At 72.5% G+C, this 25812-nt stretch carries 32 protein-coding genes and 1 tRNA gene; 15 read left to right on the forward strand and 18 right to left on the reverse strand.

The features are described 5' to 3' along the window. Position 1: 1 nt before the first annotated feature. The 3 genes from ACO06A_RS07365 to ACO06A_RS07375 form a co-directional block, all read right to left on the reverse strand. The gene (locus ACO06A_RS07365) at positions 2-1267 is read right to left on the reverse strand and encodes a threonine/serine ThrE exporter family protein (RefSeq protein ID WP_421735370.1); all 1266 of its coding nucleotides are present in this window, start codon (positions 1265-1267) and stop codon (positions 2-4) included. Between the two features lie 86 nt (positions 1268-1353). After that, positions 1354-2853 (reverse strand): DUF222 domain-containing protein, encoded by a 1500-nt coding sequence (locus ACO06A_RS07370; RefSeq protein ID WP_421735371.1) that lies wholly within the window; start codon positions 2851-2853, stop codon positions 1354-1356. 91 nt (positions 2854-2944) lie between these two features. Then, positions 2945-3358, reverse strand: a complete 414-nt coding sequence (locus ACO06A_RS07375; protein ID WP_421735372.1) for a MarR family winged helix-turn-helix transcriptional regulator — start codon at positions 3356-3358, stop codon at positions 2945-2947. Between the two features lie 140 nt (positions 3359-3498). Between ACO06A_RS07375 and ACO06A_RS07380 the strand changes: the two genes are divergently transcribed. Genes ACO06A_RS07380 through ACO06A_RS07400 form a run of 5 tightly spaced genes read left to right on the forward strand, consistent with a single transcriptional unit; the run spans position 3499 to position 7701 of the window. Further along, positions 3499-5397 carry an ABC transporter ATP-binding protein gene (locus ACO06A_RS07380; RefSeq protein ID WP_421736036.1) on the forward strand — a complete coding sequence of 633 codons (1899 nt, stop codon included), beginning with the start codon at positions 3499-3501 and terminating at the stop codon, positions 5395-5397. Then, the gene (locus tag ACO06A_RS07385) at positions 5394-5741 is read left to right on the forward strand and encodes a VOC family protein (protein ID WP_421735373.1); all 348 of its coding nucleotides are present in this window, start codon (positions 5394-5396) and stop codon (positions 5739-5741) included. The genes ACO06A_RS07380 and ACO06A_RS07385 overlap by 4 nt, the downstream gene beginning before the upstream one ends. Continuing rightward, positions 5738-6220: a hypothetical protein gene (locus ACO06A_RS07390; RefSeq protein ID WP_421735374.1), complete on the forward strand. Its 483-nt coding sequence runs from the start codon at positions 5738-5740 to the stop codon at positions 6218-6220. The genes ACO06A_RS07385 and ACO06A_RS07390 overlap by 4 nt, the downstream gene beginning before the upstream one ends. 43 nt (positions 6221-6263) lie before the next feature. Then, positions 6264-6881 (forward strand): DinB family protein, encoded by a 618-nt coding sequence (locus tag ACO06A_RS07395; RefSeq protein ID WP_421735375.1) that lies wholly within the window; start codon positions 6264-6266, stop codon positions 6879-6881. A gap of 4 nt (positions 6882-6885) precedes the next feature. Next, on the forward strand, positions 6886-7701 hold the full coding sequence (locus tag ACO06A_RS07400) for a hydrolase (RefSeq protein WP_421735376.1): 816 nt from the start codon (positions 6886-6888) through the stop codon (positions 7699-7701). 6 nt (positions 7702-7707) lie between these two features. Here the strand turns inward: ACO06A_RS07400 and ACO06A_RS07405 are convergent, their stop codons facing one another. The 5 genes from ACO06A_RS07405 to ACO06A_RS07425 are packed head-to-tail and all read right to left on the reverse strand — an operon-like array spanning position 7708 to position 11684. Continuing rightward, positions 7708-8172, reverse strand: a complete 465-nt coding sequence (locus tag ACO06A_RS07405; protein ID WP_421736037.1) for an NUDIX domain-containing protein — start codon at positions 8170-8172, stop codon at positions 7708-7710. Beyond that, entirely contained in the window at positions 8169-9308 is a 1140-nt protein-coding gene (locus tag ACO06A_RS07410) for a hypothetical protein (RefSeq protein WP_421735377.1), read from the reverse strand. Before ACO06A_RS07410 ends, ACO06A_RS07405 begins: the two co-directional genes overlap by 4 nt. 3 nt (positions 9309-9311) lie before the next feature. Further along, the gene (gene dcd / locus ACO06A_RS07415; protein WP_421735378.1) at positions 9312-9887 is read right to left on the reverse strand and encodes a dCTP deaminase; all 576 of its coding nucleotides are present in this window, start codon (positions 9885-9887) and stop codon (positions 9312-9314) included. A 43-nt stretch (positions 9888-9930) separates the two neighbouring features. Then, complete coding sequence (locus ACO06A_RS07420) at positions 9931-10578, reverse strand: response regulator (protein WP_421735379.1); 648 nt, start codon at positions 10576-10578, stop codon at positions 9931-9933. Then, positions 10575-11684: a sensor histidine kinase gene (locus tag ACO06A_RS07425; protein WP_421735380.1), complete on the reverse strand. Its 1110-nt coding sequence runs from the start codon at positions 11682-11684 to the stop codon at positions 10575-10577. The genes ACO06A_RS07420 and ACO06A_RS07425 overlap by 4 nt, the downstream gene beginning before the upstream one ends. A 133-nt stretch (positions 11685-11817) precedes the next feature. Here ACO06A_RS07425 and ACO06A_RS07430 point away from each other — a divergent pair, with 133 nt between their 5' ends. The 4 genes from ACO06A_RS07430 to ACO06A_RS07445 all read left to right on the forward strand — a co-directional run bounded on the left by ACO06A_RS07430 (position 11818) and on the right by ACO06A_RS07445 (position 16036). Continuing rightward, a complete protein-coding gene (locus tag ACO06A_RS07430) occupies positions 11818-12207 on the forward strand; it encodes a DUF6069 family protein (RefSeq protein WP_421735381.1) in 390 nt (129 codons plus the stop codon). A 211-nt stretch (positions 12208-12418) separates the two neighbouring features. Beyond that, positions 12419-14890: a GH36-type glycosyl hydrolase domain-containing protein gene (locus ACO06A_RS07435; protein ID WP_421735382.1), complete on the forward strand. Its 2472-nt coding sequence runs from the start codon at positions 12419-12421 to the stop codon at positions 14888-14890. 30 nt (positions 14891-14920) lie between these two features. Continuing rightward, positions 14921-15904, forward strand: coding sequence for an aldose epimerase (locus tag ACO06A_RS07440; protein WP_421735383.1), 984 nt, complete (start codon positions 14921-14923; stop codon positions 15902-15904). A gap of 58 nt (positions 15905-15962) precedes the next feature. Then, positions 15963-16036, forward strand: a tRNA-Gly gene (locus tag ACO06A_RS07445). A gap of 40 nt (positions 16037-16076) precedes the next feature. On the opposite strand, the gene ACO06A_RS07450 is transcribed toward ACO06A_RS07445, so the two are convergent. Continuing rightward, on the reverse strand, positions 16077-16493 hold the full coding sequence (locus ACO06A_RS07450; protein WP_421735384.1) for a hypothetical protein: 417 nt from the start codon (positions 16491-16493) through the stop codon (positions 16077-16079). A 121-nt stretch (positions 16494-16614) separates the two neighbouring features. Here ACO06A_RS07450 and ACO06A_RS07455 point away from each other — a divergent pair, with 121 nt between their 5' ends. Further along, positions 16615-17193, forward strand: coding sequence for a winged helix-turn-helix domain-containing protein (locus ACO06A_RS07455; RefSeq protein WP_421735385.1), 579 nt, complete (start codon positions 16615-16617; stop codon positions 17191-17193). Then, positions 17190-17984, forward strand: coding sequence for an SRPBCC family protein (locus tag ACO06A_RS07460; protein ID WP_421735386.1), 795 nt, complete (start codon positions 17190-17192; stop codon positions 17982-17984). The genes ACO06A_RS07455 and ACO06A_RS07460 overlap by 4 nt, the downstream gene beginning before the upstream one ends. A 30-nt stretch (positions 17985-18014) precedes the next feature. On the opposite strand, the gene ACO06A_RS07465 is transcribed toward ACO06A_RS07460, so the two are convergent. Then, entirely contained in the window at positions 18015-19619 is a 1605-nt protein-coding gene (locus tag ACO06A_RS07465) for a methyl-accepting chemotaxis protein (RefSeq protein ID WP_421735387.1), read from the reverse strand. Between the two features lie 319 nt (positions 19620-19938). On the opposite strand from ACO06A_RS07465, the gene ACO06A_RS07470 reads away from it, so the two are divergent. Next, positions 19939-20706, forward strand: coding sequence for an ion transporter (locus ACO06A_RS07470; protein WP_421735388.1), 768 nt, complete (start codon positions 19939-19941; stop codon positions 20704-20706). A 4-nt stretch (positions 20707-20710) separates the two neighbouring features. Here the strand turns inward: ACO06A_RS07470 and ACO06A_RS07475 are convergent, their stop codons facing one another. Further along, positions 20711-21316 carry a GNAT family N-acetyltransferase gene (locus tag ACO06A_RS07475; RefSeq protein WP_421735389.1) on the reverse strand — a complete coding sequence of 202 codons (606 nt, stop codon included), beginning with the start codon at positions 21314-21316 and terminating at the stop codon, positions 20711-20713. Positions 21317-21389: 73 nt separating this feature from the next. Here ACO06A_RS07475 and ACO06A_RS07480 point away from each other — a divergent pair, with 73 nt between their 5' ends. Continuing rightward, positions 21390-21629, forward strand: a complete 240-nt coding sequence (locus ACO06A_RS07480) for a hypothetical protein (RefSeq protein ID WP_175349216.1) — start codon at positions 21390-21392, stop codon at positions 21627-21629. Between the two features lie 7 nt (positions 21630-21636). Here the strand turns inward: ACO06A_RS07480 and ACO06A_RS07485 are convergent, their stop codons facing one another. The 7 genes from ACO06A_RS07485 to ACO06A_RS07515 are packed head-to-tail and all read right to left on the reverse strand — an operon-like array spanning position 21637 to position 24618. Continuing rightward, positions 21637-22014: a nuclear transport factor 2 family protein gene (locus tag ACO06A_RS07485; protein ID WP_421735390.1), complete on the reverse strand. Its 378-nt coding sequence runs from the start codon at positions 22012-22014 to the stop codon at positions 21637-21639. A 56-nt stretch (positions 22015-22070) separates the two neighbouring features. Further along, the gene (locus ACO06A_RS07490; protein WP_421735391.1) at positions 22071-22649 is read right to left on the reverse strand and encodes a hypothetical protein; all 579 of its coding nucleotides are present in this window, start codon (positions 22647-22649) and stop codon (positions 22071-22073) included. After that, positions 22646-23221 (reverse strand): DUF6286 domain-containing protein, encoded by a 576-nt coding sequence (locus tag ACO06A_RS07495; protein WP_421735392.1) that lies wholly within the window; start codon positions 23219-23221, stop codon positions 22646-22648. Before ACO06A_RS07495 ends, ACO06A_RS07490 begins: the two co-directional genes overlap by 4 nt. Further along, a complete protein-coding gene (locus tag ACO06A_RS07500) occupies positions 23218-23577 on the reverse strand; it encodes an Asp23/Gls24 family envelope stress response protein (RefSeq protein ID WP_421735393.1) in 360 nt (119 codons plus the stop codon). Before ACO06A_RS07500 ends, ACO06A_RS07495 begins: the two co-directional genes overlap by 4 nt. Next, positions 23570-23749 (reverse strand): hypothetical protein, encoded by a 180-nt coding sequence (locus ACO06A_RS07505; RefSeq protein WP_056086944.1) that lies wholly within the window; start codon positions 23747-23749, stop codon positions 23570-23572. Before ACO06A_RS07505 ends, ACO06A_RS07500 begins: the two co-directional genes overlap by 8 nt. Positions 23750-23758: 9 nt before the next feature. Next, the gene (locus tag ACO06A_RS07510) at positions 23759-24166 is read right to left on the reverse strand and encodes a hypothetical protein (RefSeq protein WP_421735394.1); all 408 of its coding nucleotides are present in this window, start codon (positions 24164-24166) and stop codon (positions 23759-23761) included. Next, complete coding sequence (locus ACO06A_RS07515; RefSeq protein WP_421735395.1) at positions 24163-24618, reverse strand: Asp23/Gls24 family envelope stress response protein; 456 nt, start codon at positions 24616-24618, stop codon at positions 24163-24165. The genes ACO06A_RS07510 and ACO06A_RS07515 overlap by 4 nt, the downstream gene beginning before the upstream one ends. A gap of 131 nt (positions 24619-24749) precedes the next feature. On the opposite strand from ACO06A_RS07515, the gene ACO06A_RS07520 reads away from it, so the two are divergent. Together ACO06A_RS07520 and ACO06A_RS07525 are read left to right on the forward strand one after the other, a co-directional pair. Next, positions 24750-25307, forward strand: coding sequence for an RNA polymerase sigma factor (locus ACO06A_RS07520; protein ID WP_082573887.1), 558 nt, complete (start codon positions 24750-24752; stop codon positions 25305-25307). Next, positions 25304-25753 carry a hypothetical protein gene (locus tag ACO06A_RS07525; protein WP_156387879.1) on the forward strand — a complete coding sequence of 150 codons (450 nt, stop codon included), beginning with the start codon at positions 25304-25306 and terminating at the stop codon, positions 25751-25753. Before ACO06A_RS07520 ends, ACO06A_RS07525 begins: the two co-directional genes overlap by 4 nt. The last annotated feature ends 59 nt before the right edge of the window (positions 25754-25812 follow it).

Raw genomic sequence — 25812 nt, forward strand, 5'->3', positions numbered from 1 at the left:
GTCAGCGCTCGAACGCCCACGTCCGGTCGGTCAGCATGCGGGCGATCGCCAGCCCGATCGCCAGCGCGGCCACGACCAGCGCCGCTTGGACCCCGAACGACAACGCCTCGACCGTCTCCCCGTTGGAGATGTGGAACACCGCCCGATAAGCCAGCACGCCGGGCACCATGATCGTCACCGCCGGGACGTAGACGGTGATCCGGGGGACGTCGAGCCGCGGCGCGACGACCGCCGCCAGCAGCCCGACCACCAGCGCGGCGATCGCGGCGGCCGCCTGCGGTGGCACGCCACCCTCGACCATCGCGATGCGCGGCACGTTGGCCACCATCCCGACGCCGGCCGCGGCGAGCGCGATCCGCCACGGACTGTTGAACATGAGCGCGAAGCCGAGGACGCCCAAGAAGCTCGCGATGAAGCGGAGGGTCATCAGAAGTCCCGGGTCCAGGGCGCCGGGGGTCGGCGGGTCGGGCGTGAGCCCCACGATCAGCGACAGCGCCCAGACTGCGAGCGCGGCGGACGTCAGGATCATCAGCGCGTACGTCAGCCGCGCGACCCCCGCCGAGAAGTCCAGCTTGGCCAGGTCCAGGAAGCCGGTGACCAGCGGGAACCCGGGGATCAGGAACAGCACCGCGGAGACGTACCCGGCGTCGTGACCGGCACCGGTCGCACCCGTCACCTCGAGCAGACCGATGAACCCGAGGTACCCCAGGCACGCGACAGTCGCGCACAGCATGGTGACGCCGAACTGGTTGAACCCGCGGTGGAGCATCGTGCGCCGTAGGGCCTGGCCGAGGAACGCCCCGACGAACACGCCGAGCACCTCGACGACCCCGCCGCTGTTCAGGAACGAGAAGGCCGCACAGGCGATCGCCGCCCACAGCGCGTTGAGCACCACCGGGTACAGCGGCGGCTTGTTCGCGATGCGGTCCAGCTCGGCGGTGACCGCCTCGACGGTCGCGTGCCCAGCCGACTCCAGCCGACCGGCGAGGTGCTCGAGGCTGGTCAGCCGGTCGACGTTGACGCCGATGGTGCGCACCTCGACGACCTCGGTCCGAAAGCTCGGGCCGCGGTGCGAGGTCGTCGTGATCTCCGTGAGCGTCACGTGGGCCTCGTGCCGGTCGATGCCCAGCGCCCGGGCCACCCGGGCCATCGACGCCTTGACCCGGTACGACCCCGTCCCCGCCGACAGGCTCAGCCGCCCGACCCGCAGCACGACGCCGGACCGTCGGATCAGCTCGAGCTCGTCGTCATCCGGCGCGGTGGGCATGAACCCATGATGGTGTGCCGACGAAGCCACCGGTGGGCCGATCGTCCCCGCGGTTCGCCCGAGCGACGTCCGGCTCTCCGCGCCCGTCACTGGCGCCTGACCGAGCCCCGCGGGTCGTCGCGCGTCGAGCGCGCATCGCTCCCGACGGACCCGTCGGGCGCGTTGATCGTCCGACCGTCGCGTCGTCGGCGGAACGTGTAGCGCATCGGCGCGAACGGGAGCTCTGCGTCGGGCGGCCGGCCAGACAGGACTCGTCGGCGGACGTGGCCCGGCGGCTTGGCGTGCCGTTCGATCGTCAGGTCCAGCCGGTGCACCTCGTGGTGGTGGTAGTCGCACAGGAGCACGCCGTTCTCGATCGAGGTCGAGCCGCGATCCCGGTCCCACCAGCGGAGGTGGTGCACCTGGGACCAGCGCGCCGACGTGTGGCACCCGTTCCACGCGCACTGCCGGTCCCGGGCCACGACCGCCCGCCGGTGCACCCCGGCGTAGGTCCGCTTGGTGCGCCCGAGGTCGAGCGGCACCCCTTCCGCGGTCATGACAATCCGCGTGATCTCGCAGTCGCACAGCGCCTGCGCCAGCTCCGACATGGCGACGGGCGTCCCGTCCTCCAACGTCGCAGGCGCCACGGGCGCCCACGCGCTGGCTGTCGCACTCCCGCCCGCGGGCGTCGGCCCGGCGGCCGGTGCTGGTGGCTCGTCGGGGCCGCCCGCTGCGTTGCGCTGGTGCTCGCGCAAGGCGGCGAACGTCTCCGCGGGCACGATCAGCGACACGTGTGGGCGGCTGCCCGCTCCGGTCTCTGCCACACCGCCGGCAGCAGCTTGTCCCGCCTCCAGCCCCACACAGGCTCGGCGCGCCAATGCCACCAGCGCATCGGCGTTCGCCTGCGCGGGGGACCGGGTCTCGTCGGGCGCCTGCCCGGTGGAGTCCAGCGCCGCCTGGAGCGCCTCCCCGGCGACCCGGTCGAGGAACCCCTTCAGGTACGTCCCCCGTGCCTGGTGCGAGAGCACCAACGACCGCTCGCGCCGGGCGGCCTCGTGCGAGTCCTCCAGCGCCTGCGGGTCCCGCGCCGCGGCCAGCTGCGCGAGGGAGCGCGCGAAGTCCGGCGCCGACTGCGCGGACGCCATCTGCACCACCGTCGCCTGCATGTCCGCCGACCGGAGCACCTGCGCGACCTCCGGCGACGCGGTCGCGGCGACGCGCGCCAGGACGTCCAGGTGGCCGAGCGGCACGCGCCCGTCGCCGACCGCGTCCGCCACGGCCGGCATCGACACCAGCGCGTCGGCCTGCCGGACCTCGCGGGTGGCCTCCGCCGTTCCCGTGCGGGCGAGCCGCGCCCTGGCCGCCTCGAACGACCGGTCGCCCGGCCGCTGCGACGTCCCGGCATCCCGCTCCGCCACCAGCAACCGCGCGCGTGCCCGGGAGAGCTGCGCCGCGACGAGGTCGAGCGACGTCAGCGCCGCCGACCGCTCGGAGCCCGACCAGTCCGCACACTCGGCGACCCGCTCGACGAGGGCCGACGCCGACGCACGCAGATGCGCCAGGGGCTCGGCGGCCCTCGTCGTCCCTGCGTGCAGCGCTTCGAACATACGTACGACTGTAGGCGATTCGAACGAGAGAAACAACCCCTAACCTGCGGAAACATATCCACAGGACCGTGCCCCGAGCCGCCCACAGCCCCTAGTCCCCCACCACCCGCAGCAACCGCAGCAGCTCCGCCTGATCCTCCGGCGACAACCGCCCCAGCCGCTCCGCCGCCCCCTCGTGCCGCTGCGCGGAGATGGCCGTCAGCAACGAGCGCCCGGCAGGCGTCAGCTCCAGCAGGGTCGCGCGCCGGTCGGTCGGATCGGGAAGTCGTCGGACCAGGCCGTCCGCCTCGGCGGCATCGACCTTCGACGTCACGGACCGCGGCGCCACATCGAGCGACGCCGCCAGCTCGCCCAGTCGGCACGGCCCGTCGCACCGCTCCAGCGTGCGCAGCATCCGCAGCTGTCCGGGCGTGGTGCCCTGCAGCTCGAGCTGGGCGGCGGTGTCCCGCCGCACGCCCCGGAGCACGCCGTGCAGGAGCTCGAGCAGCTCACCGGACTCGTTCACGGGCAGAGACTATCTCAAGTTGTGAATCAAGCACATAGTGAGTTAACCTCAGCATCGGCATCACGAGTTCCAGGAATCAGCCAGCACCCCGGCCGGTTCCCCAGGGGACGCACCAGAACCAAGGAGGTGGGCCCGTGTCCATGACGACCGGCAGCCCTAACATGCGCAGCTTCGCCAAGGACCGCACCGTCGCGGACCACAAGCTGACCCGCGACACCCTCAAGCGGATCCTCCAGTTCGCGCGCCCCTACAAGGCCAAGCTCGCCGTCTTCGTCGGCCTCATCGCCCTCGAGGCGGCCGCCGGCGCGGTGACCCCCCTGCTGTTCAAGCACCTCATCGACGACGGCATCACGGCCGGCAACACCCGGGTCGTCCTCGTCATCGCGGCCGTCGTCGCGGTCCTGGCGATCGTCAGCGCCGGCCTGTCCGTCGCCGACCGGTGGGTGTCGTCGCAGGTGGGCGAGGGCCTGATCCTCGACCTGCGCACGGCGGTGTTCGACCACGTGCAGCGCATGCCGCTCGCGTTCTTCAGCCGCGCCAAGACCGGTGCGCTGGTGCAGCGGCTCAACGGCGACGTGCTGGGTGCGCAGCAGGCGTTCACCTCCACGCTCCAGAACGTGGTGAGCAACTCGCTGACCATCGTCTTCGTGCTCGCGGCCATGCTCAGCATGTCCTGGCAGCTGACCCTGCTCAGCCTCGTCCTGCTCCCCGCGTTCGTCCTGCCCGCCCGCTGGTTCGGCAAGAAGATCGCGGCGATCACCCGCGAGAGCTACGCGCTGAACGCCGACGCCGCGCAGATCATGAACGAGCGGTTCAACGTCGCCGGCGCGCACCTGGTGAAGATCTTCGGCGACCCGGAGCGGGAGTCGACGAACTACGCCGCTCAGGTCGGCCGCGTCCGGGACATCGGCGTCACCCGCGCGCTGTACTCCACCTGGTTCCGCGTCGGCCTGACCACGCTCGCGTCCGTCGCGGTCGCCATCGTCTACGGCCTCGGCGGCGTGATGGCGATCCGCGGCGAGCTGACCGTCGGCGTCGTCGTCGCGCTCACCGCGTACCTCGCCCGCCTCTACGGGCCCCTCACCGCCATGTCCAACGTGCAGGTGGACGTCATGACCGCGCTGGTCAGCTTCGAGCGGGTGCTCGAGGTGCTCGACCTGGAGCCGACGGTGACCGAGAAGCCCGACGCCATCGACCTGCGGGCCGAGAAGGCCACGCACGGCGCGACCGTCGAGCTCGACGCGGTCGGCTTCCGCTACCCCGGGGCCGACGAGGTCTCGCTGGCCTCCCTGGAGTCCGTCGCGACCCTGCGCAACGAGCCGATCGAGGACACCCTGCGCGACGTCAGCTTCACCGTCCCCGCGGGCCACATGGTCGCGCTCGTCGGCCACTCCGGCGCCGGCAAGACGACGATCTCCCAGCTGGTCACCCGCATGTACGACCCGACGCGCGGCGCCGTCCGGATCGCCGGCGCCGACCTGCGGGACGTGACCCAGGAGTCCCTGCGCGCCACGGTCGGCGTGGTGAGCCAGGAGGCGCACCTGTTCCACGACACGATCGCGGAGAACCTGCGCTACGCCCGCCCGGAGGCCACGGACGCCGACATCGAGCGCGCGCTGGCGCAGGCCCACATCGCGGAGCTCGTCGCGACCCTGCCCGACGGCATCCACACCGTGGTCGGCGACCGCGGCTACCGCCTCTCCGGAGGCGAGCGCCAGCGGCTCGCGATCGCGCGCATGCTGCTCAAGGCGCCCGACGTCGTCATCCTCGACGAGGCCACCGCGCACCTCGACTCCGGCTCCGAGGCCGCGGTGCAGGCAGCGCTCGACGAGGCCCTGTCCGGCCGCACGAGCATCGTCATCGCGCACCGCCTCTCCACCATCCGGCAGGCCGACGCCATCGTGGTCCTCGACCACGGCCGGGTGGTCGACCAGGGCACGCACACCGAGCTGCTGGCGCGGGGCGGCGTGTACGCGGAGCTGTACCGGACCCAGTTCGCCAGCACCGACGGCGCGGAGCCCGCTACCGTCGCCGCATGATCGGACGGATCGACGAGGTGGTCGTCGACTGCGCGGACCCCGGGGCGCTCGCGCGCTTCTGGGCCGACGTGCTGGGCGGCACCCCGCAGGCTCGCGACGACGACTGGCACTACGTCGACCCGCCCGGCTGGACGCGACTCGCGTTCCAGCGGGTGCCCGAGGGCAAGGTGGCGAAGAACCGCCTGCACCTCGACGTCGAGGTCGCGGACATCGCCGAGGCCACCGCGCAGGCCGAGGCGCTCGGCGCGACGCGGCTCGGCGAGATCCACGTCGACACCGCCGGCTCGTTCCAGGTGCTGCTCGACCCGGAGGGCAACGAGTGGTGCGTGGTGAAGCCCGCGTGAGGCGCACCGCCGCCCTGCTCTCGTCCGTGGCCGTCATCCTCGGTGTCGCCTCGTGCGTGCCGGGCGCGTCCGGGTCATCGTGCCAGGCCGACTACCCGTCCTACGGCACGACCGCGGAGCTCGAGGACAGCGCCGACCTCATCGTGCGGGGCACGTTCACCGCGCTGGAGGACGACGACACCGAGGGCTACCCGCGCACGGTCGCGACCGTCGACGTCGTGGCGACCGCGAAGGGCGACGCGGCCCCGGGGTCGACCCTCGACCTCGCGTACACCCGGTGCGACGACGCCGTGCAGCTGGGTCTGGAGGTCGGCGACGAGTACGTGATCCTGCTCTCCGACCCCGCGGACGATGCGCTCCCGACCCCGGTGAACATCTCCCAGGCCTTCCACGCCGTCGACGACGGCCGCGTCGTCACCACCCCCGGCAACCCGGTCGAGCTCGGCACCACGACCCTCCACGCCCTCGACCTCTCCTGAATTCCGCTTGCGCCCGCTGCCCCCGTCGGCAACGGTCGAGCGCGTGACCATCCCCGCACGTCTCGCGCCCCTGCTCGCCGAGTACGACTTCGCCAGCGAGCGCCTCCTGAACCGCCTGGCCGGACCGACCGTCGACAGCGGCGACGGCCTGCAGGTGGAGGTCCCGCCGCTCACCGACGCCGAGCTCCTCTGGGAGCCGGTCCCGGGCGCGTGGACCATCCGCCGCCGGGCGGACGGACCGGGGGGTCTGGGGGCGACGCGGCTGGTCGGGTCGGGCGAGTGGGGTCACGACGGCGGCCGCCCGCACCCGTGGCCGCCGCCGGTCACGTCGATCGGCTGGCGGATCAACCACGTGACCAAGACCCTGGCCGGCCGCGCGGACCACACCGACGGCACCCACACCCACACGGAGCAGGGCGACGAGCCGCAGGGCACCGCCGCCGGCGCGATCGAGCACCTGGCCGCGGCGGTCGCGGCGTGGCGCGCGACGCTCCTCGGGGCCGACGACGCCGCCCTCGACACGGTCGGCTACAGCACCTACCCGAACGGCTCCGACTCCGAGGACGCCTTCCTCGACGTCGTCTGGTGGATGAACCAGGAGGTCGTCCACCACGGCGCCGAGATCGCCCTCCTCAGAGACCTGTACGTCCGGCTAGCGTGACGGTGTGACCTTCTGGATCTGCGCCACGTGCGCGGTAGAGAGCGCCGAACAGCTCGACGTGTGCCCGATCTGCGCCGACGAGCGCCAGTGGGTGCCGGCCACCGGCCAGCGCTGGACCACCCTGGACGAGCTCCGGGCACGGGGGTACCGGGCGAGCATCGTCGAGCTCGAGCTCGACCTCTACGCGATCACCAGCACCCCGGCCGCCGGCATCGGCCAGCAGTCGAAGCTGCTCGTCACCCCCGACGGCAGCCTGCTGTGGGACCCGATCGGCTTCTTCGACGACGAGGTCGTGCACGCGATCCTCGCGCTCGGCCCGGTCCGCGCGATCGTCGCCAGCCACCCCCACATGTACGGCATCCAGGTGGAGTGGAGCCGCGCGCTGGGCCACGCACCGGTGCTCGTCGCGGAGAGCGACGCCCGCTGGCTCAACCGCCCGGACCACGTGATCCAGACGTGGTCCGGCGAGCTGGAGGTCCTGCCCGGCGTCACCCTGTCGCAGCCCGGCGGCCACTTCCCGGGCAGCGCGATCGCGCACTGGGCGGCCGGCGCGGCGGGTCTGGGCGTCGTGCTCAGCGGCGACACGGTCTTCGCCAACCCGGACCGCACGTCCGTCGCGTTCATGCGCAGCTACCCGAACCACCTGCCGCTGTCCGGCGCCGTCACGCGCCGGGTCGCCGACCACCTCGACCGCCTGGAGTTCGACCGCCTCTACGGCAACTTCGCGAACGTCATCGCATCCGACGCCAAGGCGGTCGTCCGCCGCTCCGCGGACCGCCACATCGGCTGGGTGAACGGCGACTTCGACCACCTCACCTGAGACCCCCTACGAGCCGAGGGCGTCCTCCAGCCGGTCGACGAACGCCGCCTGAGCCGTCACCACCAGCCGACGCGCCTCGTCCGGCGCGAACCATCCCGCCCGGTCCAGCTCGGGGACCAGGAGCGTCTTGCCCGACCGCGGCGGCCACGCGATCTCGACCAGGTTGCTGGCGATCGCGGACGCGTCAAGCTCCCCCTCGAGCGCCCACGCGGTCACCACCTTGCCGCCGCTCTGCTTCACGTCCCCGAGCGGGAGAGGGTCCGACGAGGGCGCCGGGACCCCGAGCTCCTCCGCGAACTCCCGCAACGCAGTCTGGAACGGGTCCTCGCCCGGCGACGGCTCGCCCTTGGGGATCGTCCACGCACCCTCGTCCTTGCGCGCCCAGAACGGTCCGCCCATGTGCCCGAGCAGCACCTCGAGCCCGGCAGCGCGCCGGAACAGCAGGATCCCCGCGCTGGTCCGCACGGTCAGACGTCCTCGGGGTCGACCAGGAAGTCGGCCTCGTCGGCGATCTCCCCGCCGATCGCCCCGTGCACCGCACGCGCCACCGCCTGCACCAGCGGAGCGGCGCGGGACCGCGCGACGCGGTGCTCGAACGACGGCCGCTCGGCCTCGAGCTCCTCGATGAACGGAGGCTCCCAGTGCACGCGGTAGGCCACGACGCCACCCTGGGTCCACGGCAGGCTGCGCATCAGCGGCGGCAGGGTGGTCTCCACGCCGGCCTCGACCGAGAGCATCCCGTCGTGCCCCAGGTCCACCAGCACCCCGTACGCCTCGGGCACGGGCGGCACCGCGATCATCAGCTCGTCGAACGCGGACGCCTCGTCCATCAGGCGCTGCCGCTCGGCCTCGTCGTCGACCCCGTACCGGTCCAGCGCCGCGGACAGCCCGCGACCTCCGGCCTCGGCCACCCACCCCGGCCGCCCGGTGGCGTCGCGCCCGACGCCGGGCTGCGGCCCGGTCCACGAGCCGGGCGCCTGGCTGAGCCTCGCCCTCGCCTGCACCGACTGCACCACGGCGAGCGCCTCAGCGGGCTCGAGCCAGGAGTCGGACAGGACGGTCAGGTCGATCGCGCTGTCGACGTCGGGCGTGAGGATCGTGCCGTGCTCCCCGATCCGCACGGAGCCGCCCAGGCGCCGCGCCGCGGCCACGAGCCACTGGAGCACACGCTCCTCCTCGCGGATCGGCATGCCCTCGGGGAACGCGCGCTTGAGCCCGTCGCGGTCACCGCCCGGGTACGGCTTCTCGCCGCGCTCCCGCGGGGCCACCAGCACGTACGCCACGGTCGAGGTGGTCGGCAGGCCGAGGCTGACGGCGTCCTCGGCCTCGACCCGGTAGGGCCCAGTGAGCGAGGACAGCCGGGCCAGCCGGAGCGTCCGAGCGGGGGTGGTCGACGAGCCGACGGCGCGGATGCCGAGCGCCGCGGTCATCGGGCCCATGATCCCGCGCGGCTGCGGGACCACGTCGGAGTCCTCCCAGCGCGCCTGCGCGAACCGGCTGATCGCCAGCACCTCGACCTCGTCGGCGCCCACGTCCTCCGGCAGCCCCAGCAGGTGCCGGCTGCGCAGCGTGGGGTCGCCGGCCCGGATGCGCGGCAGGCTCGCCATGGCTCAGACGTCCGTCCGGTGGAAGTTCTGCCACGACCGCGACGCCGTCGGCCCGCGCTGCCCCTGGTACCGCGAGCCGTACTCCGTGGACCCGTAGGGGTGCTCGGACGGCGACGACAGCCGGAAGAAGCACATCTGGCCGATCTTCATGCCGGGCCACAGCAGGATCGGCAGCGTGGCCACGTTGGACAGCTCCAGGGTCACGTGCCCGGAGAACCCGGGGTCGATGAAACCTGCGGTCGAGTGCGTGAGCAGGCCGAGGCGACCCAGCGACGACTTCCCCTCGAGCCGCGCCGCGATGTCGTCGGGCAGGGTCACCGCCTCGTACGTCGAGCCGAGGACGAACTCGCCGGGGTGCAGGACGAACGACTCGCCGGCGCCGACCTCGACCAGCCGCGTGAGCTCCGGCTGGTCGGCCGCGGGGTCGATGAACGGGTACTTGTGGTTGTCGAACAGCCGGAAGTACCGGTCGAGCCGCACGTCGATGCTCGACGGCTGGAGCATGGCCGGCTCGTAGGGGTCGAGGGCCACGCGGCCCGACTCGAGCTCGGCCTTGATGTCGCGGTCGGAGAGCAGCACGGAGACACGGTAGTCCGATCGGCCGTGCGGTCAGGGCAGGCGTTCACCGCTGGGCTGCGTCCCGGACGAGCAGGGCCACCTGCGTGCGGTTCTCCAGGCCGAGCTTGAGCAGGATGCTCGACACGTGCGCCTTGACGGTGGCCAGCGAGAGGTACAGCTCCCGGCAGATCTCCGCGTTGCTCGCCCCGCGACCGATCGCTGCCACGACGTCCCGCTCCCGCTCGGTCAGCAGGTCGAGCGCGGCCCGCGCCGCGGCGCGTGAGCCGCCCGCCCGGGCGGTGGAGTCCATGAGCCGACGAGCCACCCGCGGCGAGAGGACCGGCTCGCCCGCCGCTGCCGCGAGCACCGCCTCGACGATGCGCTGCGGCTCGGTGTCCTTGAGCAGGTAGCCGCTCGCGCCCGCGTGCATCGCGGCCTCGACCTCGTCGGCGGTGTCGAACGTGGTGAGGACGACGACCGCCGGGGGGTCGTGCCGGCGGCGGAGCGTGCGGGTGGCCGCGATGCCGTCGACCCCCGGCATGCGCAGGTCCATGAGCACGACGTCGACGGGGTGCGCGTCCAGCGCCGCGGGCACGCCGGACCCGTCGGCCACCTGCGCCACCACCGAGATGCCCTGCGCGCCGTCCAGCATGAGCGTGAGCCCGGCGCGCACCAGGGCGTCGTCGTCGACGACGAGCACCCGGACGGTCACGGCTCCCACGGTAGCCACGCGTCGAGCTCGAAACCGTCCGGCCGGGGCGTCGCGGTCAGGGTGCCGCCCAGCAGCTCGACCCGCTCGGTCAGCCCGACCAGGCCCGTCCCCGTCCCCGTCCCGAGGCCGACACCTCCCCGCCCGTTCACCACGCGCACGCGCAGCCCCTCGTCGACCGCCACCACGACCTCCACCGACGCACCGGGAGCGTGGCGTCGCGCATTGGTCAGCCCTTCCTGGCACACCCGGTACACCGCGAGGCCCAGCTGCGCGGGGAGGTCGAGGTCCGGCGCCTCCAGCGAGACCACCGACCCGGCCGCCCGCTCCTGCGCCACCAGCGCGGGAAGGTTCTCGAGCCCGGGCACCGGTCGCAGCTCGTCCGGCCGCTCGCGGAGCACCCCGATGACCGTGCGCAGGTCCTCGAGGGCCGCCCCGGCGCTGGCACGCACCACGCCCGCCGCGGCGGCCACCTGCGTCGGCGACAGGTCGGTCCGGTACTCCAGGGCGCCCGCGGTCGTGGCGAGCAGGGTCAGCCGGTGCGCGAGGGTGTCGTGCATCTCCCGCGCGATCCGGGTCCGCTCCGCGCTGCGCGCCTCGTCGACCTCCCGCTCCTGGTCCCGCTCCGCCCGCCGCGCCCGCGCCCGCCACTCGTCGACCAGCGCGTCCCGCGTCCGCCCGTACGCCCCCCACCCGAGCAGAGCCGCGTGCACCGCGACGTCCGCCAGCAGCCACCACCCCAGCGGCAGCCCGACCGGCCGCCACAGCGCCTGCAGACCGTGGCCGACGATGCTCGCGCACGCCACCGGGACGGCGGTGCGCAGCGGCTCGCGGCGCGCGACCACGTACGTGCCGGCGGTGGCCGACGGCGTCGCGGCCGGGCTCAGGGCGGCGAGCGCCCCCAGCAGCAGCCCTCCGAGCAGCGGCCGGCTCTGCAGGAACGGCAGGATCGCCATGGCGGACGCGCCGAGCACGAGGTCGATCCCGAGCGGTACCCCGGCGTCCTGGGCCGACCAGGCGCCGAGGAACGTCAGCACCGCCATCCCGGACAGCAGGCCGAGCAGCACCGGTGCTCCGGGCCGGTCCCGACGCGAGGCGGAGGGTGTCATGCGGCGAGCCTAGGAACCCGGTCCGCGGCCGACCACCGACCAAAGCAGGGGGCGCCGGGGACCTCCGGCCGACGACGGCGGCGGCCGGACCGGTGAGCGTCGAGGCGTCCACCTCCACCGTCAGGAGAAGCTCATGTCCCGTCCCCTGCCCGTCTGGCTCGTCGCCACCGCCGCCCTCGCCGTCGCGCTCGCCATCTGGGTGATCGCCGTTCCGGTCGCCGGCATCGAGCTCCGAGCCGGTACCCCGCCGCAGACGATCGGCGTCGCATCGGTCGCCGTCACGACCCTCGTGGTCACTCTGGCCGCCTGGGGTGTGCGCGCCCTGCTCCGTCGCCGGAGGCCGGTCGCCTGGTGGCTGACCTGCGCGATCGTCCTGCTCGTCTCGCTGCTCGGACCGCTGGGCGCGTCCTCAGCGGGCGCCGTCGCCGCGCTGATGTCCCTGCACCTCGCCGTGGGCGCCGTCCTCGCGCTGGGTCTGGATCCACGGCGCTCCCGGCACCAGGTGACCGCACGGGTGCCCTGATCGGGCGGGGGGTCGACGAAGGATTTCTCGTCGTCGACCCCCTGGCCCGTTCCCCCATGGGATCCGGGCGGCTATGCTCTCGTCCGGGAGATGCGTGGGAGCGCTCTCGCACACTGATATCGCGCCGGAAGCACGACGCACCACCCGCACTGGTGCGGGGGGAGGTCGGGGAGCCGCAGGCGCCACTGCCGAGCACTCGAGGGGCAAGTCCATGCGGTACGGCCATTTTGACGACGAGGCACGCGAGTACGTCATCGAGACGCCTCACACGCCCTATCCGTGGATCAACTACCTGGGCTCGGAGCAGTTCTTCTCGCTCATCTCGCACCAGTCCGGCGGGTACTCGTTCTACCGCGACGCCAAGATGCGCCGCCTGACGCGGTACCGCTACAACAACATCCCCGCGGACGCGGGCGGCCGGTACTTCTACGTGAACGACGGCGGCGACGTGTGGACCCCGTCGTGGCTGCCGGTCAAGGCGGACCTGGACCACTTCGAGACGCGCCACGGCCTCGGCTACACGCGCATCACGGGCGAGCGCCGCGGCATCTCCGTCGAGACCCTGTTCTTCGTGCCCATCGGCGAGACCGCCGAGATCCAGAAGGTCACGGTCACCAACACCTCGGACGTCGAGAAGTCGATCTCGCTCTTCTCGTTCGTCGAGTTCTGCCTCTGGAACGCGCAGGACGACCAGACCAACTACCAGCGGAACCTGTCGATCGGCGAGGTCGAGGTCGAGCAGGACGGGCCGTACGGGTCCGCCGTGTTCCACAAGACCGAGTACCGCGAGCGCCGCGACCACTACGCCGTCTACGGCGTGAACACGCACGCGTCGGGCTTCGACACCGACCGCGACACGTTCGTCGGCGCCTACAACGGCCTCGGCGAGGCGGCGGTCCCCCGCAGCGGGAAGTCCACCGACTCCGTCGCGTCCGGCTGGTACCCGATCGGCTCGCACTCGGTCGAGCTCACGCTGGCACCGGGCGAGTCCCGCGCGCTGACCTACGTGCTCGGCTACATCGAGAACCCCGACGAGCAGAAGTGGGCCGACGACGCCCACCAGATCATCAACAAGGAGCCCGCGCACGCGCTGCTGGGCCGCTTCGCGACGACCGAGCAGACCGACGCCGCCTTCGAGCAGCTGCGCGCGCACTGGACGGGTCTGCTGTCCACCTACTCGGTGAAGTCGGACGACGAGAAGCTGGACCGGATGGTCAACATCTGGAACCAGTACCAGTGCATGGTCACGTTCAACATGTCGCGCTCGGCGTCGTTCTTCGAGACCGGGATCGGCCGCGGGATGGGCTTCCGCGACTCCAACCAGGACCTCCTGGGCTTCGTCCACCTCATCCCCGAGCGTGCCCGCGAGCGCATCATCGACATCGCGTCGACGCAGTTCGAGGACGGCTCGGCGTACCACCAGTACCAGCCGCTGACCAAGCGTGGGAACAACGACATCGGCTCCGGCTTCAACGACGACCCGCTGTGGCTCATCGCCGGCGTTGCCGCGTACATCAAGGAGACCGGCGACGTCGGGATCCTCGACGAGCCCGTGCCGTTCGACAACGCGCCCGGCTCCGAGGTGCCCCTGTTCGAGCACCTGGTGCGCTCGTTCCAGTTCACGGTCGACAACCGTGGCCCGCACGGCCTGCCGCTCATCGGCCGCGCCGACTGGAACGACTGCCTCAACCTCAACTGCTTCTCGACGACCCCCGGCGAGTCGTTCCAGACGACGGAGAATCAGGCCGGCGGCCACGCCGAGTCGGTGTTCATCGCCGCGCAGTTCGTCCTCTACGGTGCCGAGTTCGCCGAGCTGGCGTCGCGCCGTGGCCTCCCGGAGGTCGCCTCGCAGGCCCGCAAGGTCGTCGACGAGGTCCGCGAGGCCGTGCTCGAGCACGGCTGGGACGGCGAGTGGTTCCTGCGCGCCTACGACTTCTACGGCAACCCGGTGGGCACGGACGCCAAGCCCGAGGGCAAGATCTGGATCGAGCCGCAGGGCTTCGCCGTGATGGCGGGCATCGGTGTGGACAGTGTCGACGGCTTGAACACCGGCTCGCCGGCCATCAAGGCCCTCGACTCCGTCGGCGAGATGCTGGGCACCCCGCACGGCCTGGTGCTCCAGTACCCCGCGTACACGACCTACCAGATCGAGCTCGGCGAGGTCTCCACCTACCCGCCCGGCTACAAGGAGAACGGTGGCATCTTCTGCCACAACAACCCCTGGGTGATCATCGGCGAGACCGTGGTCGGCCGCGGCGCCAAGGCGTTCGACTACTACAAGCGGATCACCCCGGCGTACCGCGAGGACATCTCCGACGTCCACAAGCTCGAGCCGTACGTGTACGCGCAGATGATCGCGGGCAAGCAGGCGTCGCGCGCCGGCGAGGCCAAGAACTCGTGGCTGACCGGCACGGCGGCGTGGAACTTCGTCGCGGTGTCGCAGTACCTGCTCGGGGTCCGCCCGGACTATGACGGCCTCGTCGTCGACCCGCAGATCGGCCCGGACGTCCCGTCCTTCACCGTGACGCGCGTCGCCCGCGGCGCCACGTACGAGATCCACGTGACCAACTCCGGCGTCGAGGGCGCTCGCGGCAGCCTGACCATCGACGGCACACCGGTCGAGGGCAACCTCGTCCCGTACGCCGCCGAGGGTTCGGTCGTCCGGGTCGAGGTCACCGTCTGACCCCCGCGGGGGGCTGACGGGGGTGCTGTGATGACGGCTGTCCAGGAGATCGAAGCGCTTCCGTCCGCCGCAGAGGCGTCGCGGACGGTGACGCTCCGCAACGAGTCGTGGGAGCTCGACGTGCTGCCCGCGACGGGTGCGTCGCTCGCGGGTGGGCGGATCCGGACGTCCGACGGGGTCTGGCGCGACCTGCTGCGGCCCACCCGTCGGACGGCGCTCGGCGAGCCGGAGAAGTGCTCGAGCTTCCCGATGGTCCCGTGGTCCAACCGCATCCGGGACGGCGTCCTGCCGTTCGGCGACCGCACGTGGCAGCTCCAGCGCAACGGCGCCGACGGCACGGCCATCCACGGCGCCGCCCGGCACTCCGCCTGGACCGTCACGGACCGGACCGAGACGCGCGTCGTCCTCGAGCTCGACACCACCGGCCTGGTCGGCGTGAACTTCCCGTGGCAGTTCCGCGCGCAGATCACCTACGCGCTGGCCGGCGGCAAGCTCGTCGTCGGGACGTCGGTGCGCAACGTCGACCGCGAGCCGTTCCCCGCCGGGTTCGGGCACCACCCGTACTTCCAGCGCACGCTGTCACCGGTGGGCACCGCGGCTCCCCCGACGCCCGGGCAGCCCGTGCTCGAGGTCCCCGCGCACCAGGGGTACTCGCTGGTCAACGCCCTCGCGTCCGGCCCCGCCGGTCCCGTGCCCCAGCGCGCCGACTTCCGGGTGGCGCGACCGCTGACCTCGACGTTCGTCGACGACGTGCTCACCGCGTGGGAGCCCGGTGCGCCCGTGCGGATCAGCTATCAGGACCTCGGCGTCAGCGTCGACCTGCACGCCGACCCGGTCTACGCCCACCTGGTCCTGTACGCCCCCCGCAAGCGGCCGTACTTCGCGGTGGAGCCGGTGACCAACGTGAACAACGGGTTCTCGCTGCACGCCGCCGGCGTCCCGGGCACCGGCGTCTTCGTCCTGGAGCCCGGCGAGGAGCGCTGCGGCGGCTTCACCATGACGCTGCGGAGCTGAGTTCGCTGTCGTGACCGGTCCGGGTATGATTCCTGGCGGACCGATCACGACGGTCCACGCGGGTGTAGTTCAGTGGCAGAACTTCAGCTTCCCAAGCTGATAGCGCGAGTTCGATTCTCGTCACCCGCTCCATGTGGCCGCAGGTCAAGGACCTGCGCGCAACGCACTCCCGCTAGAGTGTCGCGAAGCTCTCCATCCCGGCGAGCGTGAGCACCTCGGTGCCGACCTCGGGGCACTCCTGCGCGGTCAGGGTGTCGATCTCGGTGCCGTCGGGCACCTCGCCCTGATCCTCGTACCAGCTGTAGAGGTTCACGGTCACGTTGGCCATGGCCCCCACCTCCGAGCCGATCTCCCGCAGCTGGGGCAGCTGGCCGGCGAGGTACTCGCACAGGTCCGCGCCGGAGACACTGCTCTCGGCCTCAGGGGTCGCACTCTCCTCGGCCGTCGGCGGAGCGCTCTCGGCCGACTCTGCCGCGGGCGGGGCGGACGGCGACTCCTCGGCCGGGTCCGCGCTCGAGCACCCCGCCAGGCACAGCACACCTCCGAGCGCCAACGACCACAATGACCAGTTCGTCCCGGTGTGCGCCATCCGGTGATCGTTCCACACGGGCCACCGTCGGCCAGGGCGGGTTCGGACCAATCGCGCGCGGTCCGCACTGGGTCGCCCGGGATCCTTGACAAGTTTTCTCGTCAAGGGCATCGTGATGCTCATGCAGGACGTCGAGGTCATCGAGAGCGCGGAGGCAGCCGCCGCCGCGCTGGATCCTGTCCGGGCCCGGCTGCTCAGCGAGCTGGCCGTCCCGGCCTCCGCCGCCGGGCTCGCCGCCCGGGTCGGCATCACGCGCCAGAAGGTCAACTACTACCTCAAGACGCTCGAGGCGCACGGCCTCGTGGAGCTGTCGGAGGAGCGCCGGCACGGGGGCATCACCGAGCGGGTGCTCCAGGCGTCGGCCGCGTCGTACGTCGTGTCGCCCGCGGCCGTGAGCGCGTCCGCGGCGGACCCCGACGCCAACGCCGACCACCTGTCGGCGGGCTATCTCGTCGCGCTGGCCGGTCGGCTGGTGCGCGAGGTCGGCGCCCTGGCGCGGCGGGCCGGCGCGTCCGGCAAGCGGCTGCCCACCCTGACCATCGACACGCAGATCGGCTTCCGGTCGGCCGCCGACCGGGCCGCCTTCGCGGACGACCTGACCGCCGCGGTGCTCGACCTGGCCGCTCGCTACCACCACGACGACGGGCGCCTGCACCGGCTCGTCGTCGCCGCCCACCCCGTTCCTGAGGAGGAGACATGAGCACGATCACGAACGTCCCGTACCGCCTGGAGTTCAGCGTCGAGGTCCCCGGCACCCCCGAGCAGGTCTGGGACGCCATCGCCACCGCCAAGGGCATGAGCGCGTGGTTCGGGCCGACCGAGCTGGAGGAGCGCGAAGGCGGCTCCCTGCGCTTCGTCATGGGCCCCGAGATGGACTCGACCGGCCAGGTCACCGGCTGGGAGCCGCCGCGCCGCCTGGTCTACGAGGAGGACTGGGCCGCCCTGATGGGCAAGGACCCGGAGTCCCTCAGCCCGCTGACGTCCGAGTTCGTGGTCGAGGCGCAGTCCGGCGGCACCTGCGTCGTACGCGTCACCAGCAGCGGCTTCGGCATCGGCGCGGACTGGGAGCAGGAGTGGTGGGACACGCTCGCCCCCGGCTGGATGCCGTTCTTCGACAACCTGCGCCTCTACCTGGCGCACTTTCCGGGCCAGGAGGCCACCCACCTGGAGGCCGCCGCCACCCACCCCGGAGACCCGGACGCCCTCTGGTCGGCCCTGCGCACGGCGCTGGGGCTGGGCGACGAGGGCGCGACGGTCGACGTGCGCGGAGGAGCCACCGGCACGGTCGAGCGCGTCGGCGAGCGGCAGACGCTGATCCGGCTGACTGCGCCGGTGCCCGGGATGCTCAGCGTCTACTCGTGGGGCATGGGCGACGGCACCGCGATGGCAGGCATCCGGGCGTACCTGTTCTCCGCCGACGCAGCGGACTACGCGCGGCAGGAGGAGCCGGCCTGGCGGGCCTGGCTCGAAGGGCTCACCGTCCCGGCCTGATCGTCGCGCCGGCTCAGTCGTCGCGCCTGCTCAGTAGGTGAACGCCGCCAGCTCGTGGCGCAGGTCGGCGGACAGGCGTGCGAGCTCGTCGACGGAGGCACCCATCTGCACGAGCGTCTGCGACGACGATGCCGCGCCGGACGCCACACCGGAGATGTTGACGGCGATCTCCCCCGAGCCGGTGGCGGCCTCCGCGACCGAGCGGGACATCTCCTTGGTGGTCGCGGTCTGCTCCTCGACGGCCGCGGCGATCGTCGCCTGGTAGTCGTTGATCGACGCGATGATCGCGGAGATCTCCCCGATCGCGTCGACCGCGCCGCCGGTGTCGGCCTGGATCGCCTCGACCTGGCGGGTGATCTCCTCGGTCGCCTGGGCGGTCTCCCGCGCGAGCTCCTTGACCTCGCCGGCGACGACCGCGAACCCCTTGCCCGACTCGCCGGCCCGAGCAGCCTCGATGGTCGCGTTGAGGGCCAGCAGGTTGGTCTGCTCCGCGATCGACGCGATCGCCTTGACCACGGTGCCGATCTCCAGCGAGCTGGTGCCGAGCTTGCCGACCGTCGCACTGGTGCTCGCGACGACGCCCGTGGCGCGCTCCGCGACGCGGGCGGCGTCGTTGGCGTTCTGCGCGATCTCCCGGATGGAGGCGTCCATCTGCTCCGCGCCCGCGGCGACCGTCTGCACGTTGCGGGAGACCTGCTCCGACGCGGCGGCAACGACGCCGGCCTGGACGCTGGTCTCCTCCGACCCTGCGGCGACCTCGCCGTTGGCCGCGGACAGCTCCTCGGCGGCGGCGGCCACGGTGTGCGACATCTCGATGACCTTGGCGATCACAGCTCGCAGAGCGGTCTGGGCGACGCCGAGCGCCGCCGCCATCTGGCCGACCTCGTCCCCGGAGCGCACGGTGGCGCGGACGGTGAGGTCACCGGTCGCCATCGCGTCCACGGCACGCTTGACGTCGACCACAGCACGCCGGATCGACCCGGCGAGCAGGATCCCGAGCATGCTCGCGAGCACCACGCCGGCGAGCAGGATCGCCACGGTCCACCTCGCCGACGCCGACGCCTCGGCCTCGACCCGGTGGGTGATGGCGTCCATCGACTCGGTGACCTGCGTGTCGACGTCGGTCAGGCTGGTGATCATCGCGGCACCCAGGTCGGCAGCACCCCCGGCGCGCACCTCGGCGAACAGCGGCCGGTCGTCGGCCATCGCCGCGGCCATGAGGTCGCCGTCCACCATCGCGTGGTAGTTCGCCCACGAGCTGGTGAACTCGTCCCAGTTGGCCGGGAGCTCCCCGCTGTTGGCACCCTGGAACGCGGTCGCGAAGTCGCTGGACGCCGTGTCCATCGCGGCATACGCGTCCTGGAGCTTGCCGAACTGCGCCTGCTTGCCCTCGCCCTCGTACGCCATCACGAGGGGGATGTACATCCGCACCGTCCAGAGCGCGTCCTTCAGCGAGGCGAGCGACGTGCCGACCGTGGCCTGTGTGGCGGCCATCTCTGTCGCGTCGTTCTTGATGTTCTGCACCTGGAGGACCGCGAACGCGCCGAGGGCGCTGGCCGCGACGGCGAAGACGGCGACGAGGCCGAGGATCTTGGTACGGATCGAGGCGCTGGAGAGTGTGGCGGAGACGGACATGCGAGGGCTCCTGAGGTGACGATGGCGCCCGAGCGCACCGCAGGTGCGTCGCTGGCGACACTGCACACGCGGACACCTGCTCTGATCGGCCGCGGTCCGCTCGAACTGAGGCGTACCGGCGGGCGACCTGCATGTCGCGCAGGGCCGGTCCCCACCCTCCTGGGGACCGGCCCTGCGGCGTCGTGACCAGCGTGCCCCTCCTGCGCTCGAGAGTCAAGCAGTCATTGACACTCGTCACACGAGAGCCGTGACGGGTCGGTGGGGCGACACGACGTGAGACGCGCCTGTCGGGCCCCAGCCGGGTGCCACACTCGTTCGCGTGAGCGCGCGGCGCAGCGAGCTGAAGAACATCGGGTACGAGATCTTCATCGGCGCGCTGTCGCTGCTGTCGATCTTCAACCTGGTCCTCGTCGCGGTGGCCCGGGGCGACGGCGACCTGCAGAACGTCCTGCTGGCGATGAACGCGATCTTCAGCGTGGTCTTCCTCCTCGACTTCACCTACCGGCTCACCACCGCACCCTCGCGCAAGGACTACGTCTTCCGGCACTTCGGCTGGGCCGACCTGCTCGCCAGCCTGCCGTTGGCCCAGCTCAAGTTCCTGCGCATCTTCCGCCTGGTCCGCGTCTTCCGGCTCATGCAGGGGGTCGGCGGCCGCTCCGTCCTGCGGACCCTCGTGCGGGACCGGGCAGGCAGCGCGCTGTTCACCCTGCTGCTCACGGGCATCCTGGTGCTCCAGTTCGGCAGCCTCACGATCCTGCGGGTCGAGGTCGACGCCCCGGACGCCAACATCACGACCGCCTCGGACTCCCTCTGGTACACCGTCGTCACCATCTCGACCGTCGGCTACGGCGACCAGTACCCCGTGACGACCGCCGGCCGGATCGTCGGCGCGATCATCATCGTGGTCGGCGTCGGCATCTTCGGGACGTTCACCGGCTACCTGGCCAACCTGTTCCTGACCCCGCGGAAGGCTCCCGAGCGGGTCGATGCGCTCACGCAGCTGCGGCACGTCCTGGATCTGCCGGGCGTCACGGTCGAGGACGTCGGTCGCGTGCTCGCCCTGCACCGCGACGGACGCCCGGACTGAGCCCTCAGGTCAGGTCGAGCGTGAGCGTCCTGCCCCAGCCGTGCCGCTGGGCCTCCGTGAACCCGACGCGCGAGTAGAACGCGATCGCGCCCTCGTTCCGGCTGTCGACGCCGAGGTGCAGGCCCGGCACCCCGCGCTGGCGCAGCGCGGCCGACAGCGTCTGGACGAGCCGTCGACCGAGTCCCTGGCCCTGCGCACGCGGGAGCAGGTCGATGTGCATGTGGGCGGGGAACCGGTCCGCCAGGGACTCGTCGGCGGCGGTCCACTCGTGGATCCGGCCGACGAGCACGTGGTCCTCGGTGCCGTCGTGCGGGTCCTCGGCCGGCGGGTACCGAGTCCGGAGGGTCGGCCACCACGCCCGTTCCAGCCACTGCTCGAACCGCTGGGTGTCCGCGGTCGCCAGGATGTAGCCCACCGGACCGAGCTCGTCACCGACCACGAAGGTCAGGCCGGGATCGGCGATCGGGTAGGGCCCCGCGTAGACGTGTCCCAGCAGGTCGGGGTCGCGGTAGAGCGCCGTGGCGTCGCGGCCCGCCTCGCCCGTGAGCAGGCAGATCCGGTACAGCGCGGGCAGGTCGGACGGGTGGAACGGCCGGATGGCAGCGGGCATGACCACGACCTTCTCACGGGCTCACCCACCCCTGGGGTTCCAGGTCCGGGGTCAACCTGCCGATGACTAGGGTGTGACGCTCCTCACCGACACCACCCCCGACCTGATGCACCAGGCATTCATCGTCGCCGTCGGCAAGTGTGACGACGACGGGAACCCCCTGGGCCCCCTCTACAGCGTGCTCAGCACCGCGACCACCTTCCACGCCAGCGTCGTCGTCTCGACGCCCGAGGAAGCGTTCGCGCTCGCGCGCGACCGGATCGCCCTCCAGCCCGAACCCTGGGCGTGGGAGATCGTCAGCCTGCTGCACTGAGCCGTGCTCAGGCGTCCTCGGACGCCGTGTACGTCTTCTCCGGCCAGTACGCCCACTCCTCGAAGAGCTCGGCGCGCCCGTCCGGCCCGAACCTCAGCACCCACAGGTCCTTGTACTCCTGCGGCTTGTCCCCGCCGTACTGCACCTCGACCCGGACCACCGCGTCCTGGCCGTCGGCCGCGATGACGTCGAACGTCATGGTGAACGGCGTGGGGTCCACCCAGAACCCCCGGATCGCCTCGATCCCCTCGAGCGGCTCGGGGTCGTACGGCGAGCGCAGGTACCGCGCGTCCTCCGCGAACAGGCGGTCGAGCCCGTCCACGTCCTGCGTGCGCCACGCCTGCTCGTACCGCTCGACCCATCCCGTGACCGCGTCCCGGCCCATCGCCGCCTCCTCCGCTCGGTGTGGGTCCGAGTCTCCACCCGACCACCGACGCTGCGTCAGCTCACCCGCGGACCGACCGCCCCGCGGCGCAGCACCGACAGCTCGACGCGCGAGCGCAGCTGGTCGGTGGGCAGGACGTGCGCGAGGTCGGCGAGCACGCCGTCGCACGCGTCGACCACGGCTCCGAGGTCCACATCCGGGTCGACGGTGGCCCGCAGGCGCACGACGAGCTCACCCCGGTCTGCGAGCACGGCACCCTTGGCGGACCGGATCACCGGGTCCTCGGCGAGCACCTCCGCGGCGGTCGCCACCGCCGGGCCCGGATCGACCAGCAGCCGGCCCGGCTGCGCCCCGGACGGCAGCCGCAGCGACCCGACGGACCGTCGGGGCAGGTGTGCCAGGAGCCACCAGAGCCCGATGACGACGAGGGCGCCGCCGACGATCCCGGCGAGGGCCGCGAAGCTCGACGACCCGGTCACCTGGCCGGAGTCGACGGCGATCTCGTCGGGCACATCGGGCCACAGGGACTCCAGGAATCCCGTCTGCCAGCCCACCGCGGCCACGCCGACCAGGATCAGGAGCAGCCCGAGCAGCAGGACGAGCACCCGGTCGAACCCCAGGATCGACCGCCTCATCGCCCGTCACCTCCCGAGTGGAGCCCGGCGGTCGTGCGACCGACCACCTTGACGGACAGCGGCTGCGCCAGCGGCGCCAACCGCTCGGTCACGGCCGCGCGCACGGCATCGGACACGTCGTCGCCCTCGAGGGTCGACACGGTGACGGTCACGGACCGGCGGGTGGCCGACGCCCGCGCGGAGAGCACCCGGTCGACCTCGTCAGCGGCCGAGGCGGCGAGCCGGGCGGCATCCCGGACGCCGATGGTCGCCCCGGTCGAGGACGTGACGTCCAGGCGCGTGCGGACCCGTCGGCCCAGCGCGACCACCACGAGCCACAGCCCGAGCAGGGCGACGACGACGCCGACCGCGGTGACCAGCGTCGACGGCACGACACCGTCGGCACTGTCCACGACAGGCGCGATCCAGGGCTCGCCGTCCACCCGCCCGGCGGCGACGAGGGCCTCGCGCACCACGAGGACTCCGAGCACGACCAGCACCGCCGCGAGCGCGATGCTCCACCAGGCGACCCGGCCGGCCCGTGTGGCAGCGGCGGCGGGAGCGAACCCGCGCGGGGTCTCGACGTGCGTCATCGCACCCTCGCGACCGGTCGAGCGCTCGCCGCACGGACGACCTCACGCACGGCGACGCTCACGTGGGCGAGGTCCTGACCTGCGAGGCGCTCGAGCTCCTGGCGCAGCGCAGCCTGGACGCCTGTGGTGACCTGCGCGGCCGAGGCCGGCCAGGTGATCGCCACCTCCACCTCGACGCGCGCCGTGGAGCCGGCCCGCTGCCAGCGGACGCGCGGGTAGCCGCGGCCCAGCGTGCGTTCGACCGTGCCGACGGACTCCTCCTCCGGAGCGACACCGGGGACCTCGAGGGTCACCTGACGGGCGATCCGCGTGAGGGCGCGGTCGGCGATGGTGAGCGTCCCGCGGGCGTCAGCCACGGCCGCGGCCGGAGACGAGGCCGGTGACGTCGATCCGACCGTCGACCGCGAGGCCGACGACCACACCGACGGCCGCGAGGACGACCGCGAGCATGAACATGTCGAACCCGCCGACGGCGGCGACGAGAGCGAGCAGCAGGCCGGCGAACAGCCCGATGGCGACAGATGACACGGTGACTCCTCAGACGATGGTGTCGATGTCCTCGACGTGGACGCGGACGGGCATGGGTGCGATCGCGGAGACGGCCCGCTGCACCCGAGCCGCCGTCTCGGGGACGGGGACGAGGTCGGAGACGACGACGTGCACCTCGGTGCCCCCGTCGTCGATCCGGACCCCGGTCACCCGGCGGCCGGGCAGGTAGGTGCCCAGCTCCCCGAAGCGGCCGCCGTGCAGGCGGACGACGCCGGGAACCGCCAGGACGGTCGCCGCGACGACCTCGGACGGGGTGAGCGGCTCCGGGACGACGTCGGCGATGACGACCACCTCGGCGGGCGGGACGACCTCGGGCACGGGCTCGGCCAGGTCGAGGGGCGCCACGTCGGACGCCACCTCCAGCGGCGTGGGCACGTGATCCGGGAGCTCGGTCACTGGACCCGCTGCTCCTGGGGTGCCGCAGGCTGCGCGTCGTCCTGCGGCAGGTGCACGTCGTTGACGGTCACGTTGACCTCGACGACGTGCAGGCCGGTCATGCGCTCGACGGCACTGATGACGTTGCGCCGGATGCCGTCGGCCAGGTCCGCGATCGAGACGCCGTACTCGGCGACCAGGTCGAGGTCGACGGCCGCCTCGGTCTCGCCCACCTCGACGGAGACGCCCTGGGAGTGGTTGGTGCGGGCACCGGGAATGCGCTCGCGCAGGTTGCCGATCGCGCGGGCTGCGCCGCCGCCGAGCGAGTGCACCCCACTGACCTCGCTCGCGGCGATGCCCGCGATCTTGCTGACCACGGTGTCGGCGATGGTCGTGCTGCCCTCGGGCGTGACCAGCGCGCTCTGCCGGGCGCGGGCGGCGGGGGCCGTGACTGTCGTGGCGGACTCGCTCATGGTGACCTCTCTCGACTGGTGGACGTACACGGTTGGTCGCGGTTCCGGCCGATTCGTCACGGATCCACGGTGTGACGTGGGTCACATGCGCCAGGATGCGGTGCCCGACCGGCGGACGCACGCTGCTCGGGATGGACGACGACGAGGGGGTCCCTGACGAGGTGCTTGCCCGGCGGGCTGCACTGCTCGACCGCGCCGCGTTCCGGGTGATCGTCGACCGGCACGGCCCGGCCCTCTATCGCTATGCCCGCCGCATGCTCGATGATCCACAGGACACCGAGGACTGCGTGCAGGAGGCGTTCGCAGCCGCGTGGACCTCGTTGCCACAGTTCGCGGGCCGGTCGGCGCTGCGCACCTGGCTGTTCGCCATCACGGCGCACAAGGTGCGGTCCTTGCAGCGTCGTCGGACCCGCACGGCTCTGCCCCTGCCCTTCGTCCCGGTCGACGAGGTGGATCGTCACGCGATCGACCCGGAACGCTCGGCCGAGGGGACGGACCTGCTCGAGGCGCTGAACGCGGCGCTGCGTGAGCTGCCACCGGGGCCACGGTCGACCTGGCTGCTGCGGGAGGTCGAGGGACTGTCGTACGAGCAGATCGCCGAGGTGTCGGGAACGACGACCAGCACGGTCCGCGGCCAGCTCCACCGGGCGCGTGGCCACCTGATCCAGCGGATGGAGGCGTGGCGATGAACGCTGAGCAGCTGCTCACGCAGGCCGCTCGATCGCTGCGCGAGCACACCGACAGCGGGTGGGTCGCCCTGCGTGACGACGTCGTGGCGGTCGCCGTCCGTGCGTTCCGTCCGTCCGCCCCCGTCCGTGGTGGCGCGCTGCCGGACGGCCCCCTGTTCGTGGCGTCCACCGTCGTGGTGTCGCGCGTGGGAGCCGCCCTCGCGACCGTGGCCGACGCCGGCGTCCTGCGGATCACGTGCACCACCACCTCGCAGGACGACCTGGACCGGCTGACCGTCGAGCTCGTCGCGCTCTACGGCACCCCGCTGGTCCCGCTGGCCGACGAGGTCCGCAGCCTCGCCGCGACCGCCGTCGCCGAGACGCTCGGCCTCGCCCGGCCACCGGTGGACCGCGTGCGCGTCGACGTCTCGGTGCAGGACGTGACGAGGGACCGCCGACAGCTCTGACCGCGCGCCGTCCCCGGCCGTCGAGGTCGCGGAGTCCGGCAAGACACGCTGCGCAGGCC

The organism is Cellulomonas sp. (assembly GCF_965229465.1).
Taxonomy (GTDB): domain Bacteria; phylum Actinomycetota; class Actinomycetes; order Actinomycetales; family Cellulomonadaceae; genus Cellulomonas.

Excerpts from the sequence above, each read along its gene's own strand:
- ACO06A_RS07365 (WP_421735370.1), bottom strand. The coding sequence starts at position 1,267 with ATGCCCACCGCGCCGGATGACGACGAGCTCGAGCTGATCCGACGGTCC.
- ACO06A_RS07370 (WP_421735371.1), bottom strand. The coding sequence starts at position 2,853 with ATGTTCGAAGCGCTGCACGCAGGGACGACGAGGGCCGCCGAGCCCCTG.
- ACO06A_RS07380 (WP_421736036.1), top strand. The coding sequence starts at position 3,499 with ATGACGACCGGCAGCCCTAACATGCGCAGCTTCGCCAAGGACCGCACC.
- ACO06A_RS07385 (WP_421735373.1), top strand. The coding sequence starts at position 5,394 with ATGATCGGACGGATCGACGAGGTGGTCGTCGACTGCGCGGACCCCGGG.
- ACO06A_RS07410 (WP_421735377.1), bottom strand. The coding sequence starts at position 9,308 with ATGGCGAGCCTGCCGCGCATCCGGGCCGGCGACCCCACGCTGCGCAGC.
- ACO06A_RS07425 (WP_421735380.1), bottom strand. The coding sequence starts at position 11,684 with ATGACACCCTCCGCCTCGCGTCGGGACCGGCCCGGAGCACCGGTGCTG.
- ACO06A_RS07430 (WP_421735381.1), top strand. The coding sequence starts at position 11,818 with ATGTCCCGTCCCCTGCCCGTCTGGCTCGTCGCCACCGCCGCCCTCGCC.
- ACO06A_RS07435 (WP_421735382.1), top strand. The coding sequence starts at position 12,419 with ATGCGGTACGGCCATTTTGACGACGAGGCACGCGAGTACGTCATCGAG.
- ACO06A_RS07440 (WP_421735383.1), top strand. The coding sequence starts at position 14,921 with ATGACGGCTGTCCAGGAGATCGAAGCGCTTCCGTCCGCCGCAGAGGCG.
- ACO06A_RS07450 (WP_421735384.1), bottom strand. The coding sequence starts at position 16,493 with ATGGCGCACACCGGGACGAACTGGTCATTGTGGTCGTTGGCGCTCGGA.
- ACO06A_RS07455 (WP_421735385.1), top strand. The coding sequence starts at position 16,615 with ATGCAGGACGTCGAGGTCATCGAGAGCGCGGAGGCAGCCGCCGCCGCG.
- ACO06A_RS07460 (WP_421735386.1), top strand. The coding sequence starts at position 17,190 with ATGAGCACGATCACGAACGTCCCGTACCGCCTGGAGTTCAGCGTCGAG.
- ACO06A_RS07465 (WP_421735387.1), bottom strand. The coding sequence starts at position 19,619 with ATGTCCGTCTCCGCCACACTCTCCAGCGCCTCGATCCGTACCAAGATC.
- ACO06A_RS07475 (WP_421735389.1), bottom strand. The coding sequence starts at position 21,316 with ATGCCCGCTGCCATCCGGCCGTTCCACCCGTCCGACCTGCCCGCGCTG.
- ACO06A_RS07485 (WP_421735390.1), bottom strand. The coding sequence starts at position 22,014 with ATGGGCCGGGACGCGGTCACGGGATGGGTCGAGCGGTACGAGCAGGCG.
- ACO06A_RS07490 (WP_421735391.1), bottom strand. The coding sequence starts at position 22,649 with ATGAGGCGGTCGATCCTGGGGTTCGACCGGGTGCTCGTCCTGCTGCTC.
- ACO06A_RS07495 (WP_421735392.1), bottom strand. The coding sequence starts at position 23,221 with ATGACGCACGTCGAGACCCCGCGCGGGTTCGCTCCCGCCGCCGCTGCC.
- ACO06A_RS07515 (WP_421735395.1), bottom strand. The coding sequence starts at position 24,618 with ATGAGCGAGTCCGCCACGACAGTCACGGCCCCCGCCGCCCGCGCCCGG.
- ACO06A_RS07520 (WP_082573887.1), top strand. The coding sequence starts at position 24,750 with ATGGACGACGACGAGGGGGTCCCTGACGAGGTGCTTGCCCGGCGGGCT.
- ACO06A_RS07525 (WP_156387879.1), top strand. The coding sequence starts at position 25,304 with ATGAACGCTGAGCAGCTGCTCACGCAGGCCGCTCGATCGCTGCGCGAG.